At 48.2% G+C, this 18125-nt stretch carries 17 protein-coding genes; 6 read left to right on the forward strand and 11 right to left on the reverse strand.

Features of this window, described 5'->3' with window-relative positions:
• Positions 1-148: 148 nt before the first annotated feature.
• Positions 149-1024 (forward strand): SDR family oxidoreductase, encoded by an 876-nt coding sequence (locus E1919_RS02435; protein ID WP_162051731.1) that lies wholly within the window; start codon positions 149-151, stop codon positions 1022-1024.
• Between the two features lie 120 nt (positions 1025-1144).
• On the opposite strand, the gene E1919_RS27260 is transcribed toward E1919_RS02435, so the two are convergent.
• Complete coding sequence (locus E1919_RS27260; RefSeq protein ID WP_202915828.1) at positions 1145-2725, reverse strand: hypothetical protein; 1581 nt, start codon at positions 2723-2725, stop codon at positions 1145-1147.
• An 85-nt stretch (positions 2726-2810) separates the two neighbouring features.
• On the opposite strand from E1919_RS27260, the gene E1919_RS02445 reads away from it, so the two are divergent.
• Positions 2811-3083 carry a hypothetical protein gene (locus E1919_RS02445; RefSeq protein ID WP_162051732.1) on the forward strand — a complete coding sequence of 91 codons (273 nt, stop codon included), beginning with the start codon at positions 2811-2813 and terminating at the stop codon, positions 3081-3083.
• A 465-nt stretch (positions 3084-3548) separates the two neighbouring features.
• Positions 3549-3740 carry a cold-shock protein gene (locus E1919_RS02450; protein ID WP_115565521.1) on the forward strand — a complete coding sequence of 64 codons (192 nt, stop codon included), beginning with the start codon at positions 3549-3551 and terminating at the stop codon, positions 3738-3740.
• Positions 3741-3790: 50 nt separating this feature from the next.
• Here E1919_RS02450 and E1919_RS02455 read toward each other — a convergent pair whose 3' ends face one another.
• The 3 genes from E1919_RS02455 to ricT form a co-directional block, all read right to left on the reverse strand.
• Positions 3791-4897 carry an endonuclease/exonuclease/phosphatase family protein gene (locus tag E1919_RS02455; protein WP_162051733.1) on the reverse strand — a complete coding sequence of 369 codons (1107 nt, stop codon included), beginning with the start codon at positions 4895-4897 and terminating at the stop codon, positions 3791-3793.
• A gap of 173 nt (positions 4898-5070) precedes the next feature.
• A complete protein-coding gene (locus tag E1919_RS02460; protein ID WP_162051734.1) occupies positions 5071-5553 on the reverse strand; it encodes a gliding motility lipoprotein GldH in 483 nt (160 codons plus the stop codon).
• Positions 5546-6964 carry a PSP1 domain-containing protein gene (gene ricT, locus E1919_RS02465; protein ID WP_237143958.1) on the reverse strand — a complete coding sequence of 473 codons (1419 nt, stop codon included), beginning with the start codon at positions 6962-6964 and terminating at the stop codon, positions 5546-5548. The genes E1919_RS02460 and ricT overlap by 8 nt, the downstream gene beginning before the upstream one ends.
• Positions 6965-7291: 327 nt before the next feature.
• Here ricT and E1919_RS02470 point away from each other — a divergent pair, with 327 nt between their 5' ends.
• A complete protein-coding gene (locus E1919_RS02470) occupies positions 7292-8704 on the forward strand; it encodes a lipopolysaccharide biosynthesis protein (RefSeq protein WP_162051735.1) in 1413 nt (470 codons plus the stop codon).
• Here the strand turns inward: E1919_RS02470 and E1919_RS02475 are convergent.
• The 3 genes from E1919_RS02475 to E1919_RS02485 all read right to left on the reverse strand — a co-directional run bounded on the left by E1919_RS02475 (position 8675) and on the right by E1919_RS02485 (position 12179).
• Complete coding sequence (locus E1919_RS02475; protein WP_162051736.1) at positions 8675-9961, reverse strand: glycosyltransferase; 1287 nt, start codon at positions 9959-9961, stop codon at positions 8675-8677. The two genes, E1919_RS02470 and E1919_RS02475, sit on opposite strands and share 30 nt — an antisense overlap.
• A gap of 199 nt (positions 9962-10160) precedes the next feature.
• Complete coding sequence (locus tag E1919_RS02480) at positions 10161-10889, reverse strand: glycosyltransferase family 2 protein (protein WP_162051737.1); 729 nt, start codon at positions 10887-10889, stop codon at positions 10161-10163.
• 132 nt (positions 10890-11021) lie between these two features.
• On the reverse strand, positions 11022-12179 hold the full coding sequence (locus E1919_RS02485) for a zinc-dependent alcohol dehydrogenase (protein ID WP_162051738.1): 1158 nt from the start codon (positions 12177-12179) through the stop codon (positions 11022-11024).
• Positions 12180-12359: 180 nt separating this feature from the next.
• On the opposite strand from E1919_RS02485, the gene E1919_RS02490 reads away from it, so the two are divergent.
• Both E1919_RS02490 and E1919_RS02495 read left to right on the forward strand, forming a co-directional pair.
• Positions 12360-13229: a GNAT family N-acetyltransferase gene (locus E1919_RS02490; protein WP_162051739.1), complete on the forward strand. Its 870-nt coding sequence runs from the start codon at positions 12360-12362 to the stop codon at positions 13227-13229.
• Between the two features lie 35 nt (positions 13230-13264).
• The gene (locus E1919_RS02495; protein ID WP_317168181.1) at positions 13265-13702 is read left to right on the forward strand and encodes a DMT family transporter; all 438 of its coding nucleotides are present in this window, start codon (positions 13265-13267) and stop codon (positions 13700-13702) included.
• Between the two features lie 5 nt (positions 13703-13707).
• Here E1919_RS02495 and E1919_RS02500 read toward each other — a convergent pair whose 3' ends face one another.
• The 4 genes from E1919_RS02500 to ftsH are packed head-to-tail and all read right to left on the reverse strand — an operon-like array spanning position 13708 to position 18094.
• Positions 13708-14496 (reverse strand): hypothetical protein, encoded by a 789-nt coding sequence (locus E1919_RS02500; RefSeq protein WP_237143959.1) that lies wholly within the window; start codon positions 14494-14496, stop codon positions 13708-13710.
• A 40-nt stretch (positions 14497-14536) separates the two neighbouring features.
• Positions 14537-15307, reverse strand: a complete 771-nt coding sequence (locus E1919_RS02505) for a UDP-2,3-diacylglucosamine diphosphatase (protein ID WP_162051741.1) — start codon at positions 15305-15307, stop codon at positions 14537-14539.
• Positions 15291-15947, reverse strand: a complete 657-nt coding sequence (locus E1919_RS02510) for a LutC/YkgG family protein (RefSeq protein WP_162051742.1) — start codon at positions 15945-15947, stop codon at positions 15291-15293. Before E1919_RS02510 ends, E1919_RS02505 begins: the two co-directional genes overlap by 17 nt.
• 11 nt (positions 15948-15958) lie before the next feature.
• The gene (ftsH, locus tag E1919_RS02515) at positions 15959-18094 is read right to left on the reverse strand and encodes an ATP-dependent zinc metalloprotease FtsH (RefSeq protein WP_162051743.1); all 2136 of its coding nucleotides are present in this window, start codon (positions 18092-18094) and stop codon (positions 15959-15961) included.
• Between the last annotated feature and the right edge of the window lie 31 nt (positions 18095-18125).

The raw sequence follows: 18125 nt of genomic DNA on the forward strand, positions 1-18125 counted from the left end.
CAAAGAACAGTGCGGCTGGGGTATTATTTATTCTCATACCAGGCCATCAGCAAAGTGGCAGAAGGAAGAGAATAGCTTTTGAGGCTGAAGACCAACCAAGATTCCTGAAAAAGCCGTAAGAGGAGGAATAACGCTAAGAGATAAAACTATGCATAAGACAATATTGGTAACAGGCGCTACGGGCACTATTGGAAAAGAGGTGGCAATACAGCTTTCTATGATGGATGAGGATATACGGGTGCGGGCAGGCGTTCATTCTATCATCAAAGGAGAAAACCTGAAGCGGCTGCCTAATGTGGAAGTGGTGGAGATGGACTTTAAAGATCAGGACTCACTGCATGCTGCTTTCACGCATGTGGACAAAGTTTTTATGGTGACGCCATTCGCAAAAGACCAGGTGGAAATGGCGAAAACGCTGGTAGACGAGGCGAAGCGAAAAGGTGTAAAGCACCTTGTGAAGCTATCAGTCATCTATGCTGATGCGGAGCCGGGTTTTATGATCGGGCACTGGCACAGAGAGATTGAAAAATACATTGAAGACAGCGGTATTACCTATACATTTCTGCGGCCGTCTTCCTTCATGCAGAATTACATTCACTACGATGCTGAAAGTATTAAGAATGAAGGTAGACTCTATCATTCTACTGGCAGTGGTAAAATAGCATCTATAGATGTGCGCGATATTGCCGCTGTTAGTGTGGAGGTGCTGCTCGGTTCAGGCCACGAAGGGAAAGCATATGAACTTACTGGACCAGAGGCCATCTCAAACCCGGAGGCGGCGCAGATTATCGGGGAGGTAAGCGGAAGGCAGGTGCAGTATGTTGATGTTCCGGCGGATGCTGCCAGGAGCGCCATGCTGAAAAAACAGATGCCTGATTGGATGATTGATGCCATGCTGGAACTGGAGAGTGCCTACCGTGAAGACCGTTTCAGCGAAACAACAGATACGGTGCAGCAGCTTACCGGCCGCCCTCCTCATTCCTTTCAGCAGTTTGTAAAAGACCATCAGAAATGCTTTGAGTAGAACAGAGGCAATACTTGTTTTCAGGAAGAAGAATAGTTCAGCGCCATATTCGTGAATTCGACACAAAAAAAGCCACTCCCAAAAGGAGTGGCTTTCTGTTATACATTATGTATGACTAACTTAGTCCATGTCTCTGTAACGATCGCTGCGTCGGGACTGGTATTGGTCCTGGTCACCACTCTGGTTAGAGGAACCGTATCCCCCCTGACTGCCACTGCCTTGGTTGCCACCGTAGCCACGATAGTTCTCACGTGAGCTGGAACCGCGGTTGTCGCTGTAGTAAGAAGTGCCGCTGTCCATAGAACCGTATCGGCTCTGGTCGCCGCCACGGCCGCCTTGGTTATAGCCGCCTTCGCGGTAGCTGCCTGAACCAGAACCATAGCCGCTGCGGTTGCTGTCGCCGTACCCGCCTCTGTCAGTTGAGCCGGAGTTCCCTCTGTTAGAAGAATATCCGCCACCTGCACCAGAGCTGGAGCCATACGAACCATAGCCGCCTTGGCCATAATCGCTGCCCTGTGAACCGAATCTTGAAGAGCGGTCGCTGTCGCCGTATTCATCGTTATATGATCCACCTCTTGAGCCACCATAACCGCCCTGGCTGCCGTAGCCGCCTTGCATAGAGCTTTGAGAGTCATAACCTCTTGAGGAGCCTCTGTTATCGTTATCGTACTCGCTCATGCCTCTCGACGAGCCGTAGCCCATAGAGCCGTATCGATCTCTGTCGCCGTAGTTTCCGCTATTAGAAGATCTGGACGTTCCGGAACCAGACATGCTGGATCCAGAGCCACCCTGGCCTGAACCATAGCCACCTTGTGAACCATACTCCTGCGATGAGGAGCCATAGTTGCCTTGTGAGCCGTAGCCTCCCTGGCCGCTGGAGCCTTGCTGGTTGTATCGGCCCATGCCGCCCTGGTCGTTCATCATGCCGTAGCCTCTGTTGCGATCCTGGTCTCCTCTTTGTGAAGAGCCATATCCACCCTGAGAACCGGAGCCACCGTAGTTGCCTTGGTTAGAAGAGCCCTGGCTGCCGTAGTTACCCTGTGAACTACCGCCTTGTCCGTAGCCTCCTTGTGAGCCATAGCCTCCCTGGCCACCTCGTCCGCCTTGGTTGCTGCTGGTATAGCCACCGCCCATGTTACCAAAGTTACCACTCTGGCCACTTTCGTAGCTTCCATAGTTGCCTTGTGAGGAGTTACCTTGTGTGCCAAAAGCACCAGAGGTGCCACCAGAGATCATGCCTCCTTGTCGGTCGCCTTCTCTGTCCTGATAGCCGCCCTGCATGCCACCACGGCTAGTGCCGTAGTCCTGGTCCTGGAATCTTGTGCGGTTGCCTTCCTGCCCGCCTTGGTTGCCATAGTTAAAGCCACCTTGTGAGCCGCTGGCAGACTGAGAACCATAGCCACCCTGACCTGATCCGTAGCTACCTTGCGAACCTTGCCCTGAAGAACCATAGTTACCTTGTGAACCGGAACCCATTCCTCCTGAACTGCCCTGAGAGCCATAATCTCCCTGGTAACCATAGCCGCTTTGGCCGCCATAGTTGCTGTTCTGAGAACCGTACCCATAGCCGCCCTGCGAGCCATACCCGCTTTGGTTGCCGGAGCCTTGGTTACTGCCAGATCCCTGATTGTAATTCTGGTTGCCGTAGCTTCCCTGCCCGGTGCTGGTTTGGGAGGTTTGATCAGAAGAGCTGCCACTCATGGAGCCATAGTTGCCATATTCAGAAAGCTGACCTCTATTAGAGTCTGAATTTCTATCAGATGAGCTGCCTGAGGTGCTGTCACTCTTGGAAGAAGAGGTGCTGCCCGACGGTGTCGAACTTGTCGATTTCCCGCTCTTGGTATCAGTTGTTTTACCTTCTTTTTTAGATGACGAGCCTGCCTTGGCTTTTGTGGATGATGATTTAGATCCAGAAGCAGATGTTGTGCTGCTACTGTTTTTAGATGTTGATGAAGTAGAACCGGAAGGTGAGTTTGAACTTGAATCTTTGTTTGCTCCAAATCCGCTGGTGCTACCTGATGATGATGAAGTCGGTGTACTAGATGTGCTACCCGATTGATTTGATGATTCGTTCGAGTTTTGATCTTTTTCTGTGTCTTTCATAGTTTAATCTCCTTAGATTTTATAGTTAAAAATTAAGTTTGTTGCTGGCCCCGCACAGGTAAGCCACAGGGGCGCAGATGTGGCTGGTTTTTAGTTTTCGTTATACCAAAATACATTGTGGTTAAACTGTTTTTTTAGTGTAACTGAACGTTTTAACTATACGAACCACACGTGACATAGTTATTTTTGGGTCATGGTCCGGTATGGTTAAAACAGGTGTGAATCAGCTAAGGTAAAATCTTGTAAAGGGGGTGCCTTGCCAAAGTAAAATGCAGTGTCTTGGAGGGAGGCTGTTGTGGTGGAAAGGTGCCGGCAAAGGGCCTAAGTACCTGATGGTGTATTTGTTATTTATTTTAAAAAAGAAGTTATTATATCAGAAGTTATACTTAACTTTGCTTCATTAATTAATAAATTTATTGTAATGAAAACAGGTAAAGTAAAATTCTTCAACGTATCTAAAGGTTTCGGTTTCATTGTTGCCGATGACACTAACCAGGACATCTTCGTGCATCAGTCTGGTCTGATCCATGAAATTCGCGAGAATGACCGTGTATCTTTCGAAGTGAAGGATGGTAAAAAAGGATTGAATGCAATTAACGTAGAGCGTATCTAAGTTAAAGACATATAGTGCCGAAAGGCAACCATTCATCTATTTTAACCCGCTTAGTTTAACTGAGCGGGTTTTTTATTTTCCTCCACTTCTCTGTTGCGCTCTTCGCCTTTCTCCAGTCCCTCCTGTATCAGTTCGTCTGCTTCCTGCTTGTCTTCCTGGTCTGCCACATGGTGCTCCTGCTCCTCCTCATGTTGCGGTTCATAGTTAAGCGTAATGGTTATCGGGAAATGATCTGACCCGAATTTTTCCAGTCTTTGCAGCGACACCAGTCTGAATTCAGGATTATAAAATACGTGATCCAGGGGGTAACGGAAGAGGGGCACCAAAGCACTATACGTGTTGTAGAAACCACGGCCTACACGTGGGTCTATCATGCCACTTATTTCTTTAAAAAGCTTCGTGGTTTTAGACCACGCCACATCGTTCAGGTCGCCGGCTACCACGCTGGGGTATTTTGTTTTTTTCGACTGTTTGGCTATCAGCAGGAGCTCCGCCTCACGCGTTTCTGTGTTCTTCATGAGGCGGGGAGGCTGTGGGTGCACCGTAAACAAATCAAACTTTTTGCCGCTTGGCAGCTCTACCACAGTGTAAAAAGACGGGATGCCGTCCTCGACTAGAAACCTGATTTCGCTTTCGTGTAACTTTAGCTTGCTCCACAGCAGCATGCCATACGTGTTCTCCAGCGGCTTCTTTATAGTGTAAGGGTAGCGCCTGTCCAGTTCATGACGCACACTTTCGTGCCAGGCCTCATCAGGTTCGTTCATCACCAGCATATCCGGGTTCTCTTTCAGCACCAGTTGCAGGAACTTTTTATGCTTTTTATTCACCATGCGCACGTTTGCTATCATGAGCGTGAAAGCGTTGGCTGGCTTTTGCTGTTCTGTGCGAAGCGCCTCTTTTTTTGCCAGTGGTGTAAAGTAGTAGATAAACCGCAACTCATTTATAATAGCTAACGACCAGGTGACGACCATAGCTGTTTCTGCTGTCCCATTTATACCGAACATATACAAATAGGCAACCAGAACGGCAGTTAGCAAAACAGCTATATGCAGGCGCGGAAAGTCCAGCACCCTGACCCACCAAAGCGGTGTTTTAATAAGTGGGAGAAAGGAGAAAAGGGTAAATAAAAACCCAAGTATTATAAGGGTGCTCTTCATGCTTTTACAGGTGGTGTGCTATCTGCATACTAAGGCGCGGCACCTTTTGTTGCAGCCTTTTTTATCCTGATACGGAATTTCAAAAGCACATGGTCAGTTAAAAAAAATGCCAAAGGCAAGAGCCCCTGCAGATGCCTGAATTGCTTCTACAGGGGCTCTTGTTTAAGGAGTTGTTAGTTACTGCTCGTCGGGTTTTCTGCTACCCGCACACCCACAGCCATTATATGGGGCAGCGGGTCACGGCGCATATACTGGGTTAGCTGAAGCTTGTAAGTACCCGATTTGCTGAACCTGACATCATCCAGCGCCAGTGCCTGTACGTCGTAGGTGTCGCTGGAACCGCTACCAAGCGGCTGACCTGTTTTGGGGTCCATTAGCAGCAACTCGTGTAACGAAGCTGAAAGCTGTGTACTGTCCGGGCCTGTAAGCTGGTGGCGCAGGTACAGGTTATAATAATCATACTGCAGGTTGTAGCGCACATTAATGTATACATCATATACCTGTGTCGTATCCTGAATCTCAAACTCAAAAACCGGCGCATTGTCAATCTGCCAGTTGTTTTCGGGCAGATCGACGTTCTGCTCGTACACCCGTTCCGGGTCACAGCCTGTTAACATCAGCAAAGCCGCCACCCACACCACTAAAGCTTTATGCATCCGTACGCGGTGGTTTATTAGGTTGATCTGGCTTTTTGCCTCTGAAAGGTTTGCGTGAGCGCTGCTTTTTAGGCTGTTGCCCATCGGCATTCGCCTGGCCTGGTGCCTGCTGCTTCTGTGATTCAGCTCTTGGTGGCCTGGCAGGTCTCTTTTCCCTTGGTTCCCGATTCTGCTCCCTGTTTTCTTTGTTATCCCTGTTTTCTTTAGGCTCGCGGTTTTCTCTTCCTTCACGTGGTCCGCGTGCCTCTTTGTTGCGGTTCCTGTTTCTGGAAGGCCGCTGCTTTTCAGGCGCCTGGCCCTGCTCGGCTGGTTGCCCCTGGCTTTTCTCCTGCTTCAGTTTCTGCCTTGGCTCCTGTGCTTCGGCCTGCGCTGGCTGGTCAGTTACACCGGCTGGTCTTTTCTTCTTCTTTTTCTTCTTTTTGCTCTTGAACTTGTCGTCGAGGCGCTCCAGGTTTCCTTCTACCTGCGCCACAAACTCATTCTGCTTCGGCTCATCAGGTATTTCCAGCAACAGCGCTTCTACCGCCACGCCTTTGGCATTTTGCTCCAGTATCTCATGCACGCGCGCTACTGGCACAGGGTACCAGTTGTTGTCTCCCTTATAACCAAACCACATCATCTTTTTAAAGATGTCGGTTTTCTGCAGCATGGCATCGCCATGCTGCGTCTGCAGTGGCCGGTTCACTGTCGGTATATCCTTCAGTGCATCCATGTAAGTCTCCAACTCATAGTTCAGGCAGCACTTTAAGCGGCCACACTGGCCGGAAAGCTTGCTCGGGTTGAGCGACAGGTTCTGGTAACGCGCCGCTGTGGTAGACACACTTTTAAAGTCAGTGAGCCAGGTAGAGCAGCAGAGCTCACGGCCACAGGAGCCAATGCCGCCCAGGCGGCCCGCCTCGTGGCGCATGCTAATCTGGCGCATTTCTATCCGCACTTTAAACTCTTCTGCCAGTTTCTTTATCAGGTCACGGAAGTCTACACGGTCATCGGCGGAGTAGTAGAAAGTTGCTTTGCTTCTGTCAGCCTGGTACTCCACGTCCGATAGTTTCATCCGCAGCTTCAGGCTATGAATAATCTCACGGCCACGGTACATGGTTGTCGCCTCCATATCGCGCACCTCCTGGAATTTCTCCATGTCGCGCTCATTGGCGATGCGGTAAATAGAGCGGATTTCCTCGTTGTTATCCACTTTCTTCTTCAGCATCTGCAGACGCACCAGTTCTCCTTTCAGCGACACAAAACCAATATGGTGACCGTTGGGCACATCTACTACCACAGCATCGCCGGTAGTTAACTCCAGCCTGTTTACATTACGGAAAAAGTCTTTGCGACCTCCCTTAAATCTTACTTCAATAATATCGAACTCCTCAAACGACGTTGGTAACTCCATATCGCTAAGCCAGTCGAACACATTTAAACGGTTGCAGCCTCCTGTGCTGCATCCGCCGTTGCTTTTGCAGCCGCTTACGCCGGTACTGCATCCGCCACTAGAACATGAACTACATCCCACTTTTATATCTCCTTATATAGCTAGGCTATTCTTGTTTTCTAAATCAGTTAATTAACAAATATAATAATTTTTCAGGCTTTTATGTGGTAACCGTCAAAACTACCGGCTTTGCAACACTTGCCAGGGGCTTTTGGTGCGGCTGCTGCTGAAAAAAGTGTTTTAAACGATTAAACATGAAAAAATACAGCAGGTAGGGAGCGGCTGAGAATTTAAGTATAATTTTAGGTGATGCTTCGGAAACTTCTCTCACATGCAGCTATCTATGGGCTGGCGGCGCAGGTGCCACGCCTGGCGGGGATATTGGCGTTACCTATCATCACACGTTACCTGACCACATTTGATTATGGCGTGGCAGGTGTTGTAACTGCTTATGTGGGTGCTTTGGGGATTATGCAGTCGCTGGGCTTATCTGTGGTAATGGTGAACAGCTTTGCCCGGTACCCAACACGGTTTAAGTGGGTTTGGCGGCAGTTACACGGTTTTACGCTGCTTTGGTCGGTGGTGTATAGCCTGCTGCTGGGAGCAGTGCTTTATTGGGCTATACCAGATGGGGCTGCTGAAAACAGGTGGCAGATTATACTGTTAAGTGTCTTGCCTGCCATGCTTTTCAACAGCACAGAATTCCTGGGGGGTATGTATTACCAGATGTTGCAGCGGCCTTTGCCCGTTGCCCTCCGCTCTTTTGTGGTGGGAACGTTGGTGGTAGTGCTCAATATTTATACCATTGCTTACCTCCGGATGGGCTACATGGGCTGGTTTTGGTCTAATTTTATAGGAACTTTGATAGGCTTCCTAATTTACAGCCCCATGATTTACGTGAAGGAGCAGATGCTGCCGATTTTCAATTTTAACTGGCAGCGCATCAAGGGATCGCTGCGAGTATCGCTTCATGTTATACCACATCATTTTTCATTTTTTCTTTTAGACACTTCTGACCGGCTGGTGATGGATGTGCTGCGGGTACCGCTTCCACGCATTGGCTTCTACAACATTGCCTCCAGTTTTGGCCTTTATTTTGCCGCTGCCTCCAACGCAGTAGTACAGGCAGCGGGGCCAGTGTATATGCGCCTGTACGCCAAGCCCGATGACCAGGAGGAGGCGCTGCAGGCAAGGCAACTCACTTTTTCGCTGCAGATTGTATACTTGGCAGTCACCTCCCTGGTCGCACTGTGGATGAAAGAAATATTTATCCTGCTCATAAAGAATGAGGTGTTGCAAGCGGCCTATCCCCTGGCTATTATCATCTTGATGGGCTATAGTTATAAACCCATGTACCTGGCGGTGGTGAACCAACTGGTGTATCGGGAGAAGACGAAGGCGCTGTGGAAGATTTCAACTATGGCAGGTGTCGGTAACGTGGTGCTTAATTTCCTGCTCATCCCTTTCTTCGGCATTGAGGCAGCTGCTTTCACCACCTTTGCTGCTCTGATGTATATGGGCTATGCCGGTTATCTGCTAAAAGAATACAAGCAGATAAGGCAGGTGGACTATTATCCGTGGCTTTGGTTGCCGGTGAACGTGATGGCGCTGCTGGTTGTTTATTTTATGGCAGATGCTGCCCTGCTATTGAAAGCAGTTGTAACATTTCTGATTATTGGTATTGCCCTGTTATCAAGCGTAAGGCTTCGGAGCATTTTCTAAGATGTGTTCAGAACCCGTATAAAGTGCCATCAGCCTTTGGTGCAGCACCTTGTTATCGAAGTTTTCTTTTGCGTAAGCTCTGCCTGCCTTACCAAACTCCTTTCTTACATTCGGGTTTTCTAACAGGAAGCGCACTTTTTCGGCTATAGCCTCCGTATCTCTTTGTGGTACCACAAAACCTGAAACGCCAGGTAGCATTCCCTCCGGTATACCTCCGGCATCTGTTACCACTAAAGGAAGTTCCATACTTTGGGCTTCCTGTACAACAAGGCCTTGTGCTTCGATTTCTCCATTCTGTGCCTGAATGCCCGCAAGTACAAACACATGTGCTTTGTTATAGTACTCAAGCACCTTTTCCTGTGTGGAAGCACCATGTAACACAACATGCTTTCTAAGCTTTAACTTGTCTATTGTTTCCTCTACCTGGTCCCGGAGTTCGCCCTCTCCAACAATATGATACTCTAAGCCAGGAAAGAGAGGCACCAATGCTGCAATACCCTTGATGCTGTATTCTACTCCTTTGAACTCAGTTAAGCGCGCAACAGTGAGTATGACAGGCTTCGTCCTGCTTTTCTTATCATGCCTGAAAGAGGATTTGAACTTGTTTGTGTCCAGGCCTACAGGAAGGTAAACTATGGCAGAATCTGGTATACCTAATTGTAGTGCCTTGTGCTTAGTGTAAAGAGAATTTACAGTAAATATCCTGCATTCCTTTACCAAGTCCCTATATAAGCCCTTACGTGAGGCGTGTGTTTTCCAGGAAAGGTATTCCTGATGGTTGACATCATACCCATGAAAGGATGTAATTAATTTGCCTTGTAGTAGTCCAATGTCTCTGAAATTCAGAGCCTTGATAGCATTAGGTCCAAAATGGCAATGAACTACATCAAATTGCTTCCGCTTTACAAAAGGAATGGTGTCATAAAAGAACTGCAGGTTAAAAGCATACATGCCATATTTAAAGAAATTAAGCGTTGGCAATAGATACTTTATATCCGGGTAGTTCTGCCATAATAAGTAGACCGCCTTAAGCAACCTTTTGGTTCGGTTTCGGGGAATGTGAGGCCGGTAAACTACTTTTGAGAACATGTTATATCGTTCAATGATAGCATGACGAACATATTCCTCAGGAGGAGTGCCAGTAGAGAAAATCGTCACATCATGCCCATCATCAAAAAGGGATGCAAGCTGATTGAGCAGGTAAGTCTCAGTCAGTGCCGGAAAAAAGCTGATGGAGTATGCAATCCTAAGCTTCATGTCAGCTGTTTGCAAAGTAGGGAAGCTCTTTAGTGGGCGATTTTTTTGCAATAGACCAGTATATCTCAGAAAGCTGAGGAGCTAAACTATACTTAGAGGTCCTGTAATGGAAAGCCTGCAAGGTAAAATAAACTTGAGCATAAAAAACACTTTTTGTTTTCCGAAGAAACAGAAACTCATTTACTAGTACATGAGTGATTTAATTGCGAAAGTCTTTAGCGTCGTTGGTACTGGCAGCTACATAATGAACTATACGAGGTAGTGGTGAATAGATAAATTTATATCCCAACTTCATCAGGTAGTAACACCATAATTTGTCCTCTACATACATAAAGAAATCCTCTGGGAATTTGCCTCCAGGCAATAAGCTAATTGCTTCGCGCCTAATTAAGAAGAAGGTTGCCCAAATCCAATCCGGGTAGAGTTCCTGTTCATAATTAAAGTAATGAGCAGCATAAATTTCTCCCCACTTATTTTTGGGTATGAACCTATAAAGACGGAAAATCTCAGATAGCAGTAAAGGTATGGAAGGGAAGTTTTGTGCTACATGTTGGGGCTCTCCATGGGGGTAGACAACTTTTCCGGTAATGGCAGCAGCATGCGGGTCTTTTAGTAGCCGCTCAAAAGCAAAGAGTAAAGCATTGTTCAGAAGCTTCGTATCACTGTTTAGCAACAATACAGTCTTTCCGCTAGCATGTTGGAGTCCGATGTTATTGCCTTTTGCAAAACCAACATTGGTGTTATTCTTAATGAGCTTTACAGCAGGGAAGGCCCCCTTGAAAAGATCAGGGTTGCATTCTTTTGAGCCGTTATCTACTATAATGATTTCAAAGCTTATACCATTTGTTTGCTCGTATACAGATGCTATACATTCGCAGGTAAGCTGAAATGTATTATAGTTCAAGATGATTACGGATATATCTACCATACTTTCCTGTGCCTTTAATATTTAGCAAGCACCTGAACTGAAAGATAATAAGAATCTGTTTAATAAGAATGTTAACAGAAAGGGGGCGGAGTTTTATCACTCCGCCCCCTTTCTGTTGAGTACAATAAAATCTTACGGCTTAAGCACTACTTTCACACAGTTGTCTTCTTTTTTATTGAAGATGTCATACGCATAAGAGGCTTGATCCAGTGGCAGTGTGTGGGTGATGATATCATCCAATACAATTTTGCCCTGGTCTACCCAACTATACAATTCGTCTACGAAGAACTGAACAGGTGCCTGCCCTGCCTTAATAGTTAAGCCTTTGTCGAATATCTGGTGCCACGGGAAGTTGTCGAAAGGAGTACCATAAACACCTACTACCGACACGATACCACCCCGGCGTACAGCGCTTAAGCACATCCTGAGCGCGTTGATTGTTCCTTTTTCCATGTGAAGCACAGACATGGCGCGGTCCAAGAGCGATTTGTCAGCTTCCATACCTACGGCGTCTATACATACGTCAGCACCGCGTCCCCCAGTCATCTCACGGATAGCTTCAACAGCGTCTACATCCTTCAGGTTAATGGTTTCTGATTTGGCTGAGCGTCTTGCCATGTCCAGACGGTAATCTTCGAGATCAATGCCTATCACCCTTTTGGCTCCTTTGATCCAGGCGACCTTCTGCGCCATCAGGCCCACCGGGCCGCAGCCAAATACCGCTACTGTTTCGCCGCCTTTCACTTCGCCCCAATGCACAGCTGAGTAGCCGGTTGGGAAAATGTCAGTCAGGAAAAGTACCTGCTCGTCAGTAAACCTGTCCGAGACTTTAACCAAGCCCACATCAGCGAAAGGGGTACGCACATACTCTGCCTGCCCACCGGCATAGCCGCCATACAAGTCAGTATAGCCATATAATGCAGCGCCTTTTTCTGTCATCAAGCCACCTTCAGGGCCGTAATGCTCTGGGTTGGAATTCTCGCAGTGGGGGTAATGCCCGTGCTGGCAAAAGAAACAGCTGCCGCAGGAAATAGGGAAGGGTACAATCACGCGGTCACCCTTTTTTACATTCTTTACCTGGGCACCGGTCTCCTCTACCACGCCCATAAATTCATGCCCCATGACCATATTGCCTAGTTGGGGAATCATGCCGTTGTAAATGTGGAGATCGGAGCCGCAGATGGCCGTGGAGGTAACACGGATAATCGCATCGCGCGGATCAAGGATTTGCGGGTCTTCTACGTTATCTACCCGGATGTCTTTCAATTTGTGGAATACTGCTGCTTTCATAGTTTATGTTTTAGGTTTATATATCTTTGCCAGTTGCGCTGGTACCATGTGTAGGTACTATAAACGGTGCAGGTGTTGAATGAGTTGTAAACTGTTACCAGCCACGTCTATAGCTGAAAAGGCATCAAACTTTTCTGTGGCTGGACGTAAAACATTAGAGCCATCTATGTTACTGTGAAAATGCCAGACTTTCGATTTTCCTTTCTCTCAGAAAAAGAGCTGCCTGAGCTGCATGAAGCTTTTCTGCAGTCGTTTGCCGACTACCTGGTTCCCATTCAGCTGAATGCGGAACAGTTTAGAACAAAAGTAAAGCGCGAGGGTATAGCCCCCTCTTTTTGTGCAGCGGCGTATGTGGATTCTCAAATGACAGGCTTCATATTAACCGGCCTGGGAGAATGGCATGGAACTCCTACTGCCTACAATGCGGGTACAGGCGTGCTGCCACAGTACAGAGGACACAATCTTACGCAGCAGCTTTATGCCTTTATGCTGCCCAAATTAAGGGAGAGCGGTATAGAGCAGTGCCTGCTGGAGGTGATTCGGGAGAATGCCGCTGCGCTGCGAGCTTATAAAGCCGTTGGATTTGAGGTGACGCGCCCTTTGGAACTTTTCCGGGCCCAGAAGACGGAATTGCTGCTGAAGGTAGAAGCTCCTGATGCAATTACGATTTCAGCCATCAGTAAACCCGACTGGAAGACATACGGCTGCTTTTGGGATGCAGAACCTTCCTGGCAAAATACGGGAGAGGCGATTATGAAAAGCCCTGATGAGAAGGTGATGCTGGATGCACGGGACAAGGATCAGGAGATTGTGGGCTATATTATATTCTTTCCGAACACAGGCTCTGTTGCACAGTTTGCTGTAGACAAGAGCAGACGCGGCAAGGGCATTGGTACAGCCCTGCTACGTGAGGCCGTGCTGCTTACAATTGCTCCCTCTCTCATGTTCGTGAACATCGATACCGCTGCCACATCACTGTTAACGTACCTTGAGCGGCGCCACTTCACGCATATGCTCAGGCAATATGAAATGCTGCTCCCTATTGTCTAGTTCACTAAATGCAGTAAAGCCCAAAGCATGATTTGATGGAGGTACATGCTCTGAATGCTCCTTGGGCTGCCACTATACTTTTTATTTGGATAGGCCTGCTCAGCTATTGCGTATCTTTGTTCTTCATACAGAATGCTTATACTATGAACATGGCGTGGTTTTACCTGATATTGGCAGGTATATGTGAAATCGGCTGGGCCTTTGGGCTTAAGTACAGTGAGGGCTTTACAAAGATAGGAGTGAGTATAGTAACCGTAATCGTGATGATCCTAAGCTTTGTGCTGCTGTCCCAGGCCATGAAGTACCTGCCCCTAGGCACCGCCTACGGCATCTGGACGGGTATTGGAGCAGCGGGCACGGCTATACTGGGAATTGTTTTCCTCAACGAGCCGCGCGACTTCATCCGTATCTTTTGTATTCTGCTGATTATAACTGGTGTGGTGGGGCTAAAGCTTTTTCCCGGCGCTAAGTAACTTTTTTACTGCCAGAGGTATATGTCTGCTTTGTCTTTGGTAAAGAGGTATAGCTGGTTTTCTCCGACTAGCGCTGTAATGTACTGCGTTTTTTCCGGCAATGCCATACTTCGCTTTTCAGAAGAGTACAGATCATAAAAAATCAGCTGCCCGTCCTGCACAAAATACAGCTCATTTCCCCGGAAGCCTATAGAAGCAAGTCCTTTGAGAGGAATGCTCTTTTTGTAATTGCCCAGGTTATCAAACACATAGATGCCGTTGTTAAAGTCCAGCAGGTACAGCATGTTCTGATACTCCCGCAACTGGCGCACATCAAAACGCTCCCTGTCCAGAATCAGGTTGAGCGGGGTTTCTACCGTTACCTTGCGCAGGCGCAGGTCCAGTTTGCTTAGTGTCAGGTTTGTCTCATCGAAAAGCCAGAAGCTGTCATCCGAAGAAAGCGTGGCAGCCCTGGCGATACCTTCATAATTGATGTCGCGCAAATCAGTGCTGCTGATTGGGCGCAGGAACCGGTCTAATAATAGCAGTGTTTGCCTGTCTTCATAAAAGAGCAGGATCTTCATCGGATTCCAGGCTTCTATGTTGCTGATGCGCCCGCGGGTAGGGGGGGAGAAGGTGTCCAGCGGTTGGCCCAATGGGTCGAGGCGGAGGAGGTTACGCATCGGGTCCAGCACATACAGATGGCCATTGCGGTCCTGTGAAATACTGGTAGGGGAGCCAAGCGGAATGCTGTGGCTATAAACAAGCTGTGGCGTTACTTCTTCCTGCTGGGCAAACGCGTTTCCTGCTGCCATAAGCAGCATTAGGACCAACAAAAGGGGGACTATGTATACCTTAGCCTTCAAAGGTTTTTAGTTGTAGCGTTTCTCCGTCGTATACAGCATAGGTGCAAAAATTGACCCATTCTCCTAAGTTCATATAGCGGCTGTTACCGCCAATGGGCAGGTCGAGGGGCAGGTGGCGGTGTCCGAAGATGTAATAGTCATGGTGCTGTTCTTTCTCTACTTCCCGGCAATGCTGCACCAGCCACTCCTCATCGCCTAAAAAAGGCTCGTCTTTCTCTAGGTTACTGATGCGGCTCCTCCTAGACCACATGCTGGCTACGCCTATGCCTATATTAGGGTGCACCCGCGCAAAAAGCCACTGACACGCCCTATTGTCGAATACCCGCTTCAGCAGTTTATAGGTGTGGTCGCCGGGGCCAAGTCCATCACCGTGCCCGATGTAGAATGTCTTGCCTCCAAAATTGGTGGAAAGGGGTTTGCGCAGCACCGGAATGCCAAGTTCCTCCGGAAAGTAGTCAAACATCCACATATCGTGGTTGCCCGTGAAAAGAAGCACCGGAATGTTGGCATCGGTCAGTTCTGCCAGTTTGCCCTGTATCCGTGCAAACCCTTTGGGAATAGCATGCTTGTACTCAAACCAAAAATCAAAAATGTCGCCAACTAACAATATAGCTGCCGCATCCTGCTGCGCCATCTCCAGCCAGCGCACAATTTTTTTCTCTCTTGCCTTGCTGGTTGCAGCATCGGGTACGCCCAAATGAAAATCGGAGGCAAAGTATACTTTTTTACCTGGTGTAAGCGCGTTAATTCGGAAGGTCATCAATCAGGAACAGGACTAAAGCTTTAGGGCCGTGGGCGCCCATCACCAGCGTCTTCTCTATGTCGGCTGTCCGGCTTGGCCCACTCACCATCGAAACCATAGATGGGAAGTTATTATCTTTATACTTGTTGCGGATACGTTGCAGCGCGTCCTTTATGTCGGGCACCAACTGGCTTGCCTGTGCCACCACCAGGTGAGTAGAAGGGTAGATGCTCAACCTACGGCCCCCGGCATTGGCAGAGCTTACTAAGATGCTGCCTGTGCGCGTAATCAGCGACTCACAGGTAGTCAGGCTAGCCTCTGCGTCTTTTACAAAGGTTTCCTCGTTGTCGCTGAACTCAATGCCCGCATGCGCCAGGGCATTTTGCAGGTTACGCTCCCACACGTAGAGGTGCTGGAGGTTTTGCTCTTTCTTGTAGATGTAGAGCTGGTCAAAAAAATCCTCCTGGTTCTCGCAATACACAAACTTGCCGCTGTTGCGGATAAAATTCTGTGCAAAAACAATGGACATATCTTCTACAGGCACTACCGGGTGAAGCGGAGAAGTGAAGTCAGGGGTAGGAGGCAGAAAAGGCGCCGACTTAGCCAGCGCCTCTCTTACTCTTCTTAATACTATTTCTTTTGATTTAGCTTCGTACATGCCTGTTTTTATCAAGCAGTTTTTGAACTTATAGACTCATCTTGGTCAGCTGGGGTGCCGCCATCCAACGGCGTGCCTGGCACCCGGCCTTCGCTTTGCTCAGGGTGTTGTGTAAGGCCTTGCTCTACAGGGATAGTGGCGTGTGGCTCTACTTCGCTTTTTGTTTTACTGCGATCAGTACCAGCAGTGTGCGCCTGGTAAGCAGTAAGTGCATCAAACGGACGCGGACCTACTAAGCGCTCCAGATCGCTCTGGAACAGAATCTCTTTTGCCAGTAGCTCCTGCGATACAATCTCCAGTTCATGGCTCTTATCAGTAAGCAGCTTCTTAGTACGATCATAAGCATCCTGAATAATAATGCGGACCTCTTCGTCTATTGTCTGGGCTGTGGCTTCAGAGTATGGCTTATTAAATGAGTATTCTGAGTTCTGCTTCGAGTCATAGAACGAGACGTTGCCGATCTTCTTGTTCATACCGTACATCGTCACAATGCTGTAGGCCATCTTCGTAATGCGCTCCAAATCGCTTAGTGCACCAGTCGAGATTTTGCCGAATATGATTTCCTCGGCAGCACGTCCGCCTAAGGCCATACACATTTCGTCAATAAGCTGCTCTGTGGTATACAGGAACTGCTCTTTCGGAAGGTACTGGGCATAACCCAAGGCAGCAACACCACGCGGCACAATACTTACTTTTACCAATGGGTCTGCGTGCTCCAGGAACCAACCAGCAATGGCGTGGCCAGCCTCATGGTATGCTACAATCTTCTTCTCTTCCGGAGAGATGATCTTGTTCTTCTTCTCTAAACCACCAATTACACGGTCAATCGCATCGTTAAAGTCCTGCTGGTCTACCGCTTTTTTGTTACGGCGAGCAGCAATCAGGGCTGCCTCGTTACAAACGTTCGCAATTTCGGCACCGGCAAAACCTGGTGTCTGAGCGGCCAGTTTGCGGGCATCTACGTCAGTACCGAGTGTCAGTGGCTTCAGGTGTACGTCAAAGATTTCTGTACGGCCGTTAATGTCCGGTTTGTCAATACTCACCTGGCGGTCAAAACGACCCGGGCGAAGTAAGGCAGAGTCCAGTGTATCAGGTCGGTTTGTAGCGGCCAGTATAATAACTCCTGAGTCCGTCGCGAAACCATCCATCTCTACTAAAAGGGAGTTCAGTGTGTTCTCACGCTCATCGTTACCGCCTGGTGTGGCCCCACGGCTACGGTGGCGGCCAATCGCGTCAATCTCATCAATAAAGATGATACAAGGCGCTTTTGCTTTTGCCTGCTTAAAGAGGTCACGCACACGTGCGGCACCCACACCCACAAACATTTCCACAAAGTCAGAACCAGACAGGGAGAAAAATGGAACGTCGGCCTCACCTGCTACGGCTTTCGCCAATAGGGTTTTACCTGTTCCCGGAGGGCCTACCAGCAAAGCGCCTTTTGGTATTTTACCACCTAACACAGTGAATTTGGAAGGATTCTTCAGGAATTCTACGATCTCCTGTACTTCTTCTTTTGCTTCTTCCAGGCCAGCTACGTCTTTAAACGTAATCTTCACCTTGTTTTCTGCATCGAAGAGCGCAGCCTTAGATTTGCCGATGTTAAAGATCTGGCCACCTGCGCCACCGGTAGTTACACGGCGCATCAGGAACCAAAAACCGAACACAAGCAGTATCAGGAAGCCCCACTGCAGGAAGAAATCAGCAAAGCCGGTGCGTGATTCCGGGTTTACCGGTACCCGCTCGTCGCGCCGAAGGTTCTCCTGAAGCTGATCAAGGTCTTCCTTGAAAATCTCGGCTGAGATAACCTGGAAGTGGTATTGCGGGCCCTGCTCCATAGAGAAGGCACCACGGTCGTTTAACTCCGTCTTATACTTTTCATTCTGCAGCGCCTCTTCTTCCAGATAAACTTCTACAGTCTTGCCATTCACAACGGTAAGCTTGCGAACGTCGCCGCTCAGCAGCATTTCTTCAAACTCCTGCTGTGTTGTTTCAATAGAGGAGTTGCTTTTGTTCAGATAAGTTAACCCAAAGATTAGCAGAATCAGCACAGCCAGCATCCACAACTGCATGGTTGGGCGTGGGGGCGTATTCGGGATCATCGGCTTTTTCTTCTTATTGTTGTTGCCTTTATTATTATTTTCTGCCATTGATATTAGAATTCAAATACAAGTAAAACAC

Origin of the sequence: Pontibacter pamirensis (assembly GCF_010015475.1) — a bacterium.
Taxonomy (GTDB): domain Bacteria; phylum Bacteroidota; class Bacteroidia; order Cytophagales; family Hymenobacteraceae; genus Pontibacter; species Pontibacter pamirensis.